This window comes from Streptomyces griseus (assembly GCF_900460065.1).
Classification (GTDB): domain Bacteria; phylum Actinomycetota; class Actinomycetes; order Streptomycetales; family Streptomycetaceae; genus Streptomyces; species Streptomyces griseus.
On record NZ_UAVD01000009.1, the window covers coordinates 1 to 13,005 of the forward strand.

Sequence of the window (13,005 nt, forward strand, 5' to 3'; positions counted from 1 at the left end):
GGACGAGGAGGCCCGCGCCAACTACCTCTCCCGGCACTCGCTGACCGGCCTCACCCCCCGCACCATCACCTCCCGGGAGGAACTGCTGCGGCAGCTCGACTCCGCCCCCGCGGGCCCGCTCTCGCTGGACCGGGGGGAGTACGCGCGCGGCACGACGTGCGCGGCGGCTCCCGTGTACAGCGGTGACCGGGTCGGGGCGATCGGCATCTCCTTCCGGTCGGACCGGATGTACCGGACCACCGAGGTCAGGGCACGGTTGCTGGATTCGGCGCTGCGCGTCACCCGGCGGCTGACCCTTCCGGGGTCCTGACGGTTCGTCCCCCGCCCCCGGAACACGCCCCCGAGCCGAGTGGCAGCCCGGAATCACCGGACATAGCCTGCCCGGAAGGACCCGTTTCGCGCCGCCGCACCGTCCGGTCCGTCGTACCCGCGGGTGGGAAGGTGGAAGTGTCGTGAGCATCGACGACGAAGCACAGGAGCCCCTGGAGCCCCGGGTCGGTCCCGTCCCCGAGGACGATCCGGAGTTCCGGCCCTACCGCCACCCGGCGGCCGGCTGGGGAGCGGCGAGGAGTGTGACGCGCTTCCTGCTGGAGGAACGCGCGCTGGTGGACGGTCCACGGGCCATCATGCGGATGAACCACGAGAACGGCGGCTTCGACTGCCCCGGGTGCGCGTGGCCGGACGACACCAAGGGCCTGCACCTGGACATCTGCGAGAACGGCATCAAGCACGTCACGTGGGAGATGACCCGCAAGCGCGTGGACCGCGACTTCTTCGCCGCGCACGCGGTGACCGAGCTGGCCGGGTGGAGCGACTACGACCTGGAGAACCAGGGCCGGCTGACCGAGCCGATGGTGTACGACGCCGCGTCCGACCACTACGTGCCGATCAGTTGGAAGGACGCGTTCGAGCTGGTCGGAGCCACCCTGCGCGGGCTCGACAGCCCGAACCGGGCGGCGTACTACACCTCCGGGCGGCTCGGGAACGAGGCCACCTTCCTCTACCAGCTGATGGCCCGCGAACTGGGCACGAACAATCTGCCGGACTGCTCCAACATGTGCCACGAGGCCAGCGGGCGGGCCCTGCGGGCGTCCCTCGGCACCGGAAAGGGGACGGTCGACCTCAAGGACTGGGAGTCCGCGGACGCCCTGTTCATCCTGGGTGTCAACGCCGCGTCGAACGCACCCCGGATGCTCACCGCCCTCGCCGAGGCCGACCGTCGCGGCGCCCGGATCGTGCACGTCAACCCGCTGGTCGAGGCGGCGGCCACCCGCACCATCGTTCCGCACGAGTTCACGGACATGGCGCTGTTCAGGACCACGAGGACCAGCACGCTGAACCTCCAGCCGCGCATCGGCGGCGACATGGCGCTGCTGCGCGGCATGGCCAAGGCGGTCCTGGAGAAGTCGGCCAGTGACCCCAAGGCCCTGGACGTCGCGTTCATCGACCGCCACACCGCCGGCTTCGAGGAGTACCGGGCGCTGTGCGAGGCCACGCCCTGGGAGGAGTTGGAGCGCCAGTCCGGTCTGAGCCGCGACGACATCCTCGAGGCGGCGCGGGTGTACGGGGAGGCCGACCGCTCCATCGTCAGCTGGTGCCTGGGCCTCACCCAGCACGAGCACGGCGTCGACACCGTCCGCGAGATCGTCAACCTCCTGCTGCTGCGCGGCAATCTCGGCCGGGAGGGTGCGGGCCCCTCCCCCGTGCGCGGCCACAGCAACGTCCAGGGCAACCGCACCTGCGGCATCGACCACCGCCCCACCGACGCGTTCCTGGACCGGCTGGCCGATGCCTGCGGGATCGACCCGCCCCGCGAACACGGCCTGGACACGGTCCGTACGATCCGGGCGATGCGGGAGGGCACGGTGAAGGTGTTCGTCGGGATGGGCGGCAACTTCGCGCTCGCCGCGCCCGACACCGCGGCCACGTACGCGGCGCTGCGCTCCTGCGACCTCACCGTTCAGGTGAGCACCAAGCTGAACCGCAGTCATGTCGTGCACGGCCGCGCGGCGCTCATCCTGCCGTGCCTCGGCCGCACGGAGAAGGACCATCAGCGCAGGGGTGTGCAGAGCACCTCGGTCGAGGACTCGATGAGCATGGTGCACCTCTCCGTCGGGATGAAGCGCCCCGCCTCCCCGCACCTGCTCTCCGAGCCGGCCATCGTCGCCGGGATGGCGCGCGCCGCCCTGCCGGACAGCGAGACGCCCTGGGACTGGTACGTCGAGGACTACGACCGGATCCGGGACACGATGGCCGAGGCGCTGGAGGGTTTCGAGGACTTCAACCGCCGGGTCCGGCTGCCCCTCGGCTTCCGTATCAAGCAGCCCGCCCGTGAACTGGTCTTCCTGACACCGTCGGGCCGCGCCGAGTTCTCCTCGGCCGCCCTGCCCGACATCGTGCCCGAGCCCGGCACCCTGGCGCTCGGCACGATGCGGTCGCACGACCAGTGGAACACCACGATCTACTCCGACAACGACCGCTACCGGGGCGTCAAGAACCTGCGCACGCTGGTCTTCATGAACCGGGCCGACATGCGCGAGCGCGGCATCGCCGACATGGGTCCCGTCGACATCACGAGCACGGCCAAGGACGGCAGCAGTCGCTTCCTGACCGGCTACACGGCGATCCCGTACGACATCCCGCGCGGCTGCGCGGCCGGCTACATGCCGGAGATGAACGTACTGTGCGCGCTGGGCGACTACAGCACCCAGAGCGACCAGCCCATCATGAAGCACCTCAAGGTGACCGTCGTCCCGGCCGCCGGCTGAGCGCACGACGACCGGGACGGCCCCCTGCGGCAGGGGGCCGTCCCGGTCGTTCACGGTGTTCGGGGCGGTTACTTGTCCTGGTCCGGGGGCAGGCCCACGTCCTCGCGGTCCTCCTCCAGGCGTTCGTCGAGTCGCCTCTCGTCGGGGCGGCGCGGCATCCCGCGGCCGTGACCGGTGTCGGGGTCGCCCTCGACCTCTTCGTTCGACTTGTGGTGATGGGTCATCGTCACTCCTCGCCGTCGGGAGCGGCGGTCGCCGCGGCGGCCTCGGGGGCCTTCGGGGCGCCGTCGCCCTTGCGGATGGTGCAGTGCAGGGAGTCGTCGACCACGTCGGCGACGATCGTGTCCCCGGGGTCGGCCTCGCCGCCGAGCAGCAGGGAGGCCACGCGGTTGTCCAGTTCGGTCTGGATCGTGCGGCGCAGGGGACGCGCGCCGAACTCCGGCTGGTAGCCGTGGGCGACCAGGAGCTTCTTCGCCGCCTCGGTGACCTCCAGGGTCATGTTCTGGGCGTGGACGCGGTGCTTGCTGCGGTCCAGGAGGTGGTCGACGATCTCGGACAGATCGTCTTCGGTGAGGCTGTGGAAGACGATGATGTCGTCGATGCGGTTGAGGAACTCGGGCAGGAACCTCCCCCGCAGGTCCTCCATCAGCTCGTCCTTGAGATCGGCGGCGTCGCCCTGGTGGGCGAGGATGCGGTGGGCGCCGATGTTGGACGTCATGATGACGACGCAGTGGCGGAAGTCGACGGTTCGGCCCTGTCCGTCGGTGAGCCGGCCGTCGTCGAGGATCTGGAGCAGCGTGTTGAAGACGTCGGGGTGCGCCTTCTCGACCTCGTCGAACAGCACCACGCTGTAGGGGTTGCGCCGCACCTTCTCGGTCAGCTGGCCGGCCTCGTCGTAACCGACGTATCCGGGCGGTGCTCCGACGAGCCGGGCGACCGTGTGCTTCTCCTGGAACTCGCTCATGTCGAACCGGACCATGCGGTCGTCGGCGCCGAACAGCAGCTCGGCCAGGGTCTTGGCGAGTTCGGTCTTGCCGACGCCGGTGGGCCCGAGGAAGAGGAACGAGCCGACGGGCCTGTTCGGGTCGCCCATGCCCGCGCGGTTGCGCCGTACGGCTTCGGAGACCGCGGTGACCGCCTCGTCCTGGCCGACGATCCGGGCGTGCATCTCCTCCTCCAGCTTGAGGAGCCTCTCCTTCTCGCCGGCGGTGAGCTGGGAGACCGGGATGCCGGTGCGGCGGGAGACGATGTCGGCGATGTCGGCGGCCGTGACCGAGACGACGCCCTCCCGGCGCTCCTCGATCCCGGCGAGCTCCCCCTCCACCTCGGCGATCTGCCGCTTCAGCCCGGAGGCCTTCTCGAACTCCTCGCCCGCGACGGCCTCGTCCTTCTCGCGCCGCAGCTTGGCGAGGCGGTCCTCGCGGCTGACGACCTCGGTGGAGCGGTTGGCGCTGCGCAGCCGTACCCGGGCCCCGGCCTGGTCCACCAGGTCGATGGCCTTGTCGGGCAGGAAGCGGTCGCTGATGTAGCGGTCGGACAGCTCGGCCGCCGATGTCAGGGCGCCGTCGGCGAAGCGGACCTGGTGGTGGGCCTCGTAGGCGTCCCGCAGCCCTTCGAGGATCTGCACGGTCTCCTGGACGGTCGGCTCCGGGATCAGGACGGGCTGGAAGCGGCGCTCCAGGGCGGCGTCCTTCTCGATGTGCTTGCGGTACTCGTCGATGGTCGTCGCGCCCACCACGTGGAGCTCGCCGCGGGCGAGGGCGGGCTTGAGCATGTTGCCCGCGTCCATCGAACCCTCGCCCGTGGCGCCCGCGCCGACGACGGTGTGGAGTTCGTCGATGAAGAGGATGATCTCCCCTTCGGCCTTCTGCACGTCCTCGATGACCTTCTTCAGCCGCTCCTCGAACTGGCCCCGGTACTGGGCTCCGGCGACCATGCCGGACAGGTCGAGCGAGACGACCCGCTTGTCCTTGAGGGTGTCGGGCACCTCGCCGGCGACGATGCTCTGGGCGAGGCCCTCCACGATGGCGGTCTTGCCGACACCGGGCTCGCCGATGAGGACGGGGTTGTTCTTGGAGCGCCGGGAGAGGATCTCGATGGTCTGCTCGATCTCGTCGGCCCGTCCGACGACGGGGTCGAGCCTCCCGGCCTTCGCCTCCTCCGTCAGGTCCCTGCCGAACTCGTCCAGGGTCTCCGAGGGCTGCTTCACTCCGCCGGAGGCCCCGTCCGCGCCCGCCGCCCGGTCCGCGGCGCCGCGCAGTTTCCCCACGTCCAGGTCGTCCGCGCGCAGGAAGCGGGAGGCCCCGGAGTCCGCGTCGTCGACGAGCGCGCCCAGGATGTGCTCGGGGCCGATGTAGGACACCCCCGCGGCCTGCGATCGCGCGTAGGCGGCGGTGAGGGTCCGCTTGGCCGCCGGGGTGAGACCGGGCTCGGCGGACGGTTCGCCGGACTCCCGGGGCAGCACCTCGTCGAGCCGTGCGGCGAGGTCGTCGGGGTCGACCCCCGCCCGGGACAGCAGCCCGCGCGAGGGCTCGACCCGGGTCGCCGCCCACAGCAGGTGCTCGGTGTCGAGGTCCGCCGTTCCGTCCTCGGCCGCGCGGCGGGTGGCCCGGCCCAGCAGTTCATGGGAGGACTCCGTCAGCAGCCGCCCGATCGGGACGCGCTGCATGGCCGGCGGCGAGGAGGCCGGCGACATGCCGAAGAACCGGTTCAACAGGTCACTGAACGGATCGGACGGACCGAGGGGTGAACCGAACGCCATCGACATGTCAGCTCCAGGGAAGGCGAGGGGGCCCTCCCACTCAAACGCGATGTCCACCACCCCGCAAACGGAGGGGGCCCCGGCCCCGCCGACCCCGCCGGGGGGCTACTCCGCCATCTCGTACGCCCCCGACAGCGCCTCGACGCGCTCCCAGATCCGCGCCGAACGGGCCGCGTCGACGACGGGGCGGCGCACCGCGCCGAGCGCCCAGCTCTGCTGGTCCCCGGTGGCGGAGTCCTTGCCGTGCAGCTCGACGGCGTGCGCGGAGAAGTCGCGGACGAGCACGGCGAACAGTTCGTCGAGCAGTTCCTCGTCCAGGCCGGTCAGCCGGGCCTGCTCCAGGATCAGCTGGCCGTGGACGACGAGCGCGAACAGCTGACCGACGGCGAGGAGGAGGTCGAGGTCGCGGCTCTGCTCCTCGTCGGGGGCGGCCGTCTCGACGAACGCGCACAGGGCGTCGGCCTGCTCGCGGAAGCGGGCGACGTTCGGCACCTCGGCGTACGCGTCGAAGGCGGGGCGCCAGTCGTGGAAGCGTACGGAACCGAGGCCGCGCGCCGGTCCCTGGCGGAAGAGGAACGCGTCGTCGGCGGCGTCCAGGCGCGTCGGGACGGCCGGGAAGTCGACCGGGTCCAGCAGGTGGTTCCGCAGGAACTTCAGGATCAGCGCGAGGTTCACGTGGACCGTGCCCTCCAGCTTCGGCAGGCCCCGGATCTCGACGGCGGCCTGGGCGAAGTAGGTGTCCTTCTCGAAGCCCTTGGCGGCGATGACGTCCCACATGAGGTCGATGACCTTCTCGCCCTCCGTGGTCACCTTCATCTTCGTCATCGGGTTGAAGAGGAGGTAGCGGCGGTCCTCGGGCCCGGCGGAGCGGAAGTAGTCGACCGCGCGGTCGCTGAACAGCTTCATCCCGACGAGCCGGACGTAGGCGTCGGTCAGCTCGCGGCGCACGTGCGGGAAGGCGGTGACGGGGCGGCCGTAGAGGATGCGGTTGCTCGCGTGGGTGACGGCCTCGTACATCGCGTGCTCGCAGATGCCGATCGAGGCGGTGCAGAGGTTGAACTTGCCGACGTTGACGGTGTTGAGCGCGGCGTCGAAGGCGGCGCGGCCGGTGTGCAGGATGTCGGCGGGCGCCACCGGGTAGCCGTCGAGGCGGAACTCGCTGACGTACTTGGAGGAGTCGACGACGTTCTTCACCAGGTGGTACGCCTCGTGGCGGCTGTCGGCCGCGAAGAAGACGTAGCCGTCGGGGCCCTCGACGTCCGTGCGGCGGCCGAAGACGGAGACGAGACCGGCGGCGTTGCCGTTGCCGATGTAGTACTTGGAGCCAAAGGCCCTGAAGCCGCCGTCGGCCTCGCCGTCCGGCTCCAGCAGCATGTCGGTGGAGTAGATGTCGGCGCCGTGGGTCTTCTCGGAGAGGCCAAAGGCGAACACCTCCCCCTGGGAGAGGAGTTCGGCCGCCCGCGCACGGGCCTCGGCGTTGTCGCTCTGCCAGACCGGACCGAGACCGAGGACGGTCACCTGCCAGGCGTACCAGTAGTCGAGGCCGTAGAAGCCGAAGATCTCGTTGAGGGCGGCGATCCGGGCGGTGTCCCAGCGCCGGTCCCGCCCCTTCCCCGCGGCCGTCGGGGTGAGGAAGGTGGCGAACAGGCCCTCCTTCGCCGCGAAGTCGAGGAAGTCCCCGAGCCAGGCGCGGGAACGGTAGTCCTCGATCAGCCGGCGCTTGCCGCGCGCCTCGAACCAGTCCACGGTGGCGCGGAGCAGCCTGCGGGTCTCCGGGTCGAAGTGCTCGGGGTCGTAGGTGCGCGGGTTGAACAGGAGCGACGCGGAGTCGGCCATGGCGGGTGCCTTCCGGGAGGGTGAGGGTTTCGTCGGTGGTACGGAGGTGGCGGGCGGCGCGCCGTTCAGGCGCCGGGGCCCGCGGCTTCGAGCCGGTGGAGCGTGGCGAGCACGTCGTCGAGCCAGGCGATCGTCATGCGCTCGTACGCGATACCGCCCCGCAGCACGACGTGCTGGAGTTCCTGGCCGGCGTCCTGCGGCGCGGGGGCGTCGGGCCCGGTGAAGTCGCGGAGTTCCCCGGCGAGGTAGTGCGCGAGCCGGTCGCGGTGCGCCTGCCGGTGGCGCTCGACCTCGTCGATCAGGGCGGCCGGGTCGTCGAAGGCCGCGCCCCGGATCTTCACGGCGAGATCGTGCCGCAGGCTCTCCGGCTCGATCGGCTTGTGCAGCCACGCGGCGAGGGCGGCGCGGCCGGGCCCGGCGACGGAGTACTCCTTCTTGTCCGGGCGGCCCTGCTGCTCCACCTCGCGGACCAGGAGGAGGCCGTCGGCCACCATGCGGCCCAGCACGCGGTAGATCTGCTGGTGGGTGGCGGTCCAGAAGTATCCGATGGACCGCTCGAACCGCCGGGCCAGCTCGTAGCCGGAGCCGGGCTTCTCCAGCAGGGAGACGAGGATCGCGTGGTCGAGGGCCATACGGCGATCCTTCTATGCAACTCGTTGCATAGACAAGTCGTGGAGCCCGGGTGAGACACGGCTCACCCGGGTGCGCCGCGCCCGTGGGGGCGTCTCGGTCGCGTGGGACGGGCGCCCGGGGACCTCGGTCAGCCCCGGGGCTGGATGCGCCCCTCGGGCGGGACCTCGCCGGTGATGCTGGATATCAGCTCGGCGCAGAGTTCGCGCAGTTTGATGTTGCGGTGCTGCGATGCGGTGCGCAGGACGTCGAACGCCTTCTCCGGGGTGCAGCGCTGCTGTCCGACGACCACGCCGATCGCCTGGTCGATGACGGTGCGGGAGCGCAGGGCGGCCTCCAGGTCCGCGGCGAACTCCTCGGTGTCCGCGATGCGCTGGGCCAGGGCGATGGCCCCGGTGGCCTGTGCGGTGAGCAGCCTGAGCGCCGTCAGGTCGACCGCGTCGAAGGCGTGCGGGACGGGTGCGTACAGGTTGAGGGCCCCGGCCGTGTGGCTGTGCGGCGCGATCGGCAACGACAGCGACGAGCGGGCTCCGCAGACGGCGGCGTAGGCGGGGTAGTCGGCCCAGCGGCTCTCCCGCAGGGTGTCGGGCACGCTGACCTCGCGGCCGGTGCGCATCGCCTGGAGGCAGGGGCCGTCGTCCTGCCCGTACTGGGCCTCGTCCAGCTTGGTGGCGCTGGCCCCCACGCTGGACACGGTGACGGGACGCCCGAGCCGCTCCAGCGTGATGCCGCAGCCGTCCGCCTCCTCCACCAGGGCGAGGGCGCTGCGTGCGAGGGCGTGCAGGAACTCGTCCAGCGACGTCGTATCCAGGAGCAGCGCGGTCGTGTCCGGCGCCTCGGCCACGGGCCTGTCAGTCATGTTCATCTCGTTCTGGGCGGTGACCCGCCGCTGAGAGGGGCGGGGCAGAGCTGAGCGGCGCGGTCCGGGCCGCCGGGACGGGGCAGCCGCCACCTACGCACCGGCGCCGAGCGGGCTCCGGGCGTGGGGCGGTGAGGAGGAGGTCAGACGTCTCCGCGGGACGGCCGCTGGGGGGCGGGCACGCCGACGGCCGCGAGGAGAAGGGCCGTCGGTGGGGCGCCCGAGGGGCGGGACTTCGTCCCGGGTGGCCGGCGGCGGGGTGCCCGTACGGACGGGTGCGCGGCGCCCGAAGCGGCGGCGGCAGGAGGCAGGACCGGGGCACTGAGGGCGGCGCGGCCACGAGGACTGATGTTCACGGGAAACTCCACGGAGGCAGGAAGAATTCTCAAGGGCCGTTTCCTGACCTCCAGCGCTTCATTATGCCCTCTCGTCCGGCGCGGTCGGCCCGGCGTCGTGAAGCCGGGCCGACACGACCGGAATTCGCCGCGCCACGTCGGGACCGCGCCTCAGCGGGAGTCCAGCTCCCGGAGCCGATCCCCCGTCACTTTCCGGCCACCGGCCCGGCCGTCAGCGCACGCCGGGGAAACGGGGCCGGGAGGTGTCGGCGTACGGGCCGAGCACCCGCCGCGCGGCCCCGTCGGCGGGCGGGGCGCTCCGCCGGTCGCCCGGCTCTCCCTTCCGGGTCGTCTCGCGCTCCGGCCGGCACCCCCGGTTGCGGAATTCCGCGCCCGGGAGGGTGGGGGCGACCCGCAGGGTGCGGTGGAGGCCGGCGGCGCTCAGGACCTCGCGGGCCGTCTCGTACCCGGCCACCACCGCCATCGAGACACCGCGGTCCGCGGCCTGGCCCCGTACCCGCAGGAGGAGCCCCAGGGCCCGGGGGGTGAGCAGGGGGGTGTGGAGGTCCACGATGATCGCCCGGGGCCCGCAGCACGGGAGCAGGCGGACGATCTCGCGCTCGATCGCCGCCTCGTTGTCGAGGTCGACCACCTCACCGAGTTCCACGACCAGGTGGGCGGCGTCGAGGTGATAGCTGAGCAGCATGGGCACTCCAGGGAAGCAGGGCTGAGTGCGCGGCCGCTTCCTGACCTGCGTGAGACGCGTATGCCCGTTCGCGGGCGCTCGACACCTGTCCGGCGGCGGCGGATGCGGGGCGGGTCCGGTGGCCGGGGGGAGTGGCGCGGCCGGGACCGTACAGTGCCATGCTGGTCCCAGGGTTCAGACCCGGAAGGGAGCGAACATGACCGATGACGGAGTGCTCACACCGGGGCCGCCCGACCTTGTCTCCCTCCTGCTGGAGACGGACACGCTGGACGAGTTCCTCCGGGCGCTGGCCCGGAGCGCCCTGCTCATGTCCCCCACGGCCGACGGGTGCGGGGTGACTCTGGAGCGTGAGAACCGCCCCCTCACCGTGGCCAGCGCGGGCATCAGCGCGCTGCCGCTGGACGAGGCCCAGTACGGGCAGGACGACGGCCCCTGCCTGGAGGCGCTGCGCGAGGGGCACGAGGTGAGTGTGACCGACATGCAGGAGGAGGTCCGGTGGAACGGCTACCCGGCCTTCGCCGCCGCCGCCGGGACCCGGTCGTCGCTGTCCCTGCCGATCGCGGCCCACTCCCACACGGCGGGCGCCCTGAACCTCTACTCGCCCAAGGAGAACGGGTTCGCGGACGCCGATCTGAGCGGGCTGCGCGCGCTCGCCGCCCAGGCGACGGGGGCCGTCGCGCTCGCCCAGCGGCTCTCGGACACCCGGACCTTCACCGCCGACCTGGAGGCCGCCCTCCAGTCACGCGCCGTCATCGACCAGGCGGCCGGGATCGTCATGAACCAGCGCCGCTGCGGCCCGGAGGAGGCGCTCCGGACCCTGCGCACCGCGTCGCAGCACCGCAACGTGAAACTGCGCGACCTCTGTGCGCAGTTGGTCGGCAGCGTCTCCGGCGCCCCGCCTCCCCCCGGCGGCCCCGGCCTGCGACCCCGCCCGTGACCTGAGGACGGAGAGGTGGGTCCGGACGTCGGCCGGGTCATGTTTGGCCTCTGCAGCGGGGGTACTCCAGGTGCAGGTATCCGGCGTACGCGGAGATCAGGCGCCGACCGGTTGGGAAAGCAGCCTTCGGCGCCGCCCGCCGACCTTCAGGGGCGCTACTCCGTTGCACGCGCCCGGGAGCGGGACCCCAGGACGCGCTGTTTAGTGGATTCCGTACGGGTAACGCGGGGATCGTCCCCCGAGACGGAGTCAGGAGCGCGTCATGCCGGCCGGATCCAACAAGAAGCGTGAACGGCAGTACGAGCACATCAAGGAGAGCCAGGAGGAGCGGGGCGCGTCGAAGGCCCGCGCGAAGGAGATCGCGGCCCGAACCGTCAACAAGGAGCGCGCCCGGTCCGGCGAGTCGAGGACGGCGAGCAGGACGTCGACGCAGGACAGGAAGTCCGCCTACGAGCGCGGCGGCGAACGCTCCCACAAGGGAGCGCAGGGCCCCACGAGGGACCAGCTGTACGCGGAGGCGAGGAAGAAGAACATCGACGGGCGCTCCTCCATGAACAAGGAACAGCTCCGCAAGGCCCTCGGACGCTGACGGCCGGCACCATCCGGGCCGCAGCGCCCGCCCGCACGACGGAGGAGCAGGACATGCCCGCAGACGCACGCGGCGACGATGTGTACCAGCCGCAGGACGACGACGGCCCGATGCCCCCGAACGACGAGCTCGACCTGGAGAACACGCTCGACGAACGGGATCTGGACGACCAGTTGGAAGAGGGCTACAGCCCGCCCGAACGTCCCCTGGGGGTGGACAAGTTCGGTACGACCGGGGCGGAGGAGCGCCGCGGCGAATCACTGGACCAGCGGCTCGCCCAGGAGGTCGACGACGTGGAGCCGCCCGCCGGCGACGGCATCGGCGACCTCGCCGAGGGCGACGGGGAACCGCGGGAAGGGTCCACCGTCGAGCCGCGGGCCGGCCGGCTCAGTGGCGCGGACGACGCGACCGGGCGGGGGAACGACGTCTTCGCCGAGGACGTGGGCATCGACGGCGGCGCCGCCTCGGCCGAGGAAGCGGCCGTGCATGTCACGGACGAGGCGGACATCCAGGGGCGCGAAGCCTGACGCGGGACGTCGCCGACCCGCTCGACCACGTCGACGCGGGCCCGTTCGGGGCGGACGAAGGCCACGGCGGTCATGTTCCCGGGCGCCCCGGGCCGCGTACGGCAGCCCGTCCACGTTTAGTCATATTTTCCACGGGTATGTGCCTTTTTGTGCTTCGGACAAGAGGCGCGCCCGTGGGATTCCGGGCCGCATCTGTCCGGCCCAGCGGCTTCCCGCGGCGACCCGAACGCATCGTCGACGAGGAGTGACCGCCATGCGGGCAGCACCCGCCCCCCGGCCCGACCGGCCCACCGACGCCGCCCCGCCCGACCGGGCCTTCCAGCGACTCCGGGCGCTTCCTCCGGGGCCCGAGCGGGACGCGCTGCGCGACGAGACGATCTGCGCCTGGCTCCCGATGGCCCACCGGATCGCCACCCGCTTCCGCGACCGGGGCGAAGCCATGGACGACCTCCGGCAGGTGGCCGCGATGGGGCTCGTCAAGGCGGTGGACCGCTACGACCCGGATCGGGGCAAGGCCTTCGAGAGCTATGCGGTGCCCACCGTCACCGGGGAACTGAAGCGGCACTTCCGCGACCACACCTGGGACGTCCATGTCCCGCGCCGCGTCCAGGACCTCCGCAACCGGGTGCGGGTGGCCCGGCGCGAACTGGCGCAGAGCAGCGGGGGCGCCGCCCCGACCTGCGCCGACATCGCCTCGGCCACCGGGCTCGGGGAGGAGGACGTGCTGCTGGGCCTGGAGGCCCTGGAGAGCTACAGCGCCCTCTCCCTGGACGCCGGGCCCGCGGGCGTCGAGGGCGGCTCGCCCCTGGCCGACCGGCTGGGCTCCTGCGACGGGGCGCTGGACGTCGCCATCGACCGCGAGGCCGTCAAGCCGGGGCTGCGGGGGCTTCCGGAGCGGGAGCGGACCATCCTGTACCTCCGCTACTTCCGGGACATGACCCAGTCCCGGATCGCCGAACAGCTGGGCATCTCGCAGATGCACGTGTCGCGGCTGCTCAGCCAGTCCTGCGAGCGCGTGCGCGACGGTGTGCTCCAGAAAGCGGCCTGACGGGTCCGG

General features: G+C 72.0%; 12 protein-coding genes. 6 read left to right on the plus strand and 6 right to left on the minus strand.

The genetic code is table 11. The features are described from left to right. Together DTB53_RS04975 and DTB53_RS04980 are read left to right on the plus strand one after the other, a co-directional pair. A partial coding sequence (locus DTB53_RS04975; RefSeq protein WP_218568188.1) for an IclR family transcriptional regulator domain-containing protein occupies positions 1 to 310 on the plus strand: 310 nt, incomplete at its 5' end. Between the two features lie 142 nt (positions 311 to 452). Further along, the gene (locus DTB53_RS04980; protein WP_012381958.1) at positions 453 to 2,768 is read left to right on the plus strand and encodes an FdhF/YdeP family oxidoreductase; all 2,316 of its coding nucleotides are present in this window, start codon (positions 453 to 455) and stop codon (positions 2,766 to 2,768) included. 68 nt (positions 2,769 to 2,836) lie between these two features. Here the strand turns inward: DTB53_RS04980 and DTB53_RS36785 are convergent, their stop codons facing one another. The 6 genes from DTB53_RS36785 to DTB53_RS05005 all read right to left on the minus strand — a co-directional run bounded on the left by DTB53_RS36785 (position 2,837) and on the right by DTB53_RS05005 (position 9,895). Beyond that, the gene (locus DTB53_RS36785) at positions 2,837 to 2,992 is read right to left on the minus strand and encodes a hypothetical protein (RefSeq protein ID WP_003970767.1); all 156 of its coding nucleotides are present in this window, start codon (positions 2,990 to 2,992) and stop codon (positions 2,837 to 2,839) included. 2 nt (positions 2,993 to 2,994) lie between these two features. Next, the gene (locus DTB53_RS04985) at positions 2,995 to 5,535 is read right to left on the minus strand and encodes an ATP-dependent Clp protease ATP-binding subunit (RefSeq protein WP_012381957.1); all 2,541 of its coding nucleotides are present in this window, start codon (positions 5,533 to 5,535) and stop codon (positions 2,995 to 2,997) included. Positions 5,536 to 5,634: 99 nt separating this feature from the next. Beyond that, entirely contained in the window at positions 5,635 to 7,365 is a 1,731-nt protein-coding gene (locus DTB53_RS04990; RefSeq protein WP_012381956.1) for an acyl-CoA dehydrogenase family protein, read from the minus strand. A 65-nt stretch (positions 7,366 to 7,430) separates the two neighbouring features. Beyond that, positions 7,431 to 7,997, minus strand: a complete 567-nt coding sequence (locus DTB53_RS04995) for a PadR family transcriptional regulator (RefSeq protein WP_012381955.1) — start codon at positions 7,995 to 7,997, stop codon at positions 7,431 to 7,433. Between the two features lie 128 nt (positions 7,998 to 8,125). Continuing rightward, complete coding sequence (locus tag DTB53_RS05000; RefSeq protein ID WP_003970763.1) at positions 8,126 to 8,854, minus strand: GAF and ANTAR domain-containing protein; 729 nt, start codon at positions 8,852 to 8,854, stop codon at positions 8,126 to 8,128. A 567-nt stretch (positions 8,855 to 9,421) separates the two neighbouring features. Next, a complete protein-coding gene (locus tag DTB53_RS05005) occupies positions 9,422 to 9,895 on the minus strand; it encodes an STAS domain-containing protein (protein WP_042497682.1) in 474 nt (157 codons plus the stop codon). Positions 9,896 to 10,091: 196 nt separating this feature from the next. Here DTB53_RS05005 and DTB53_RS05010 point away from each other — a divergent pair, with 196 nt between their 5' ends. The 4 genes from DTB53_RS05010 (at position 10,092) to DTB53_RS05025 (ending at position 12,996) form a co-directional block, all read left to right on the plus strand. Beyond that, positions 10,092 to 10,832, plus strand: coding sequence for a GAF and ANTAR domain-containing protein (locus DTB53_RS05010; RefSeq protein WP_012381952.1), 741 nt, complete (start codon positions 10,092 to 10,094; stop codon positions 10,830 to 10,832). Between the two features lie 262 nt (positions 10,833 to 11,094). Next, the gene (locus tag DTB53_RS05015; protein WP_003970760.1) at positions 11,095 to 11,421 is read left to right on the plus strand and encodes a hypothetical protein; all 327 of its coding nucleotides are present in this window, start codon (positions 11,095 to 11,097) and stop codon (positions 11,419 to 11,421) included. Between the two features lie 53 nt (positions 11,422 to 11,474). After that, positions 11,475 to 11,948, plus strand: a complete 474-nt coding sequence (locus DTB53_RS05020; protein ID WP_012381951.1) for a DUF5709 domain-containing protein — start codon at positions 11,475 to 11,477, stop codon at positions 11,946 to 11,948. Between the two features lie 253 nt (positions 11,949 to 12,201). Beyond that, entirely contained in the window at positions 12,202 to 12,996 is a 795-nt protein-coding gene (locus DTB53_RS05025; protein WP_012381950.1) for a SigB/SigF/SigG family RNA polymerase sigma factor, read from the plus strand. The last annotated feature ends 9 nt before the right edge of the window (positions 12,997 to 13,005 follow it).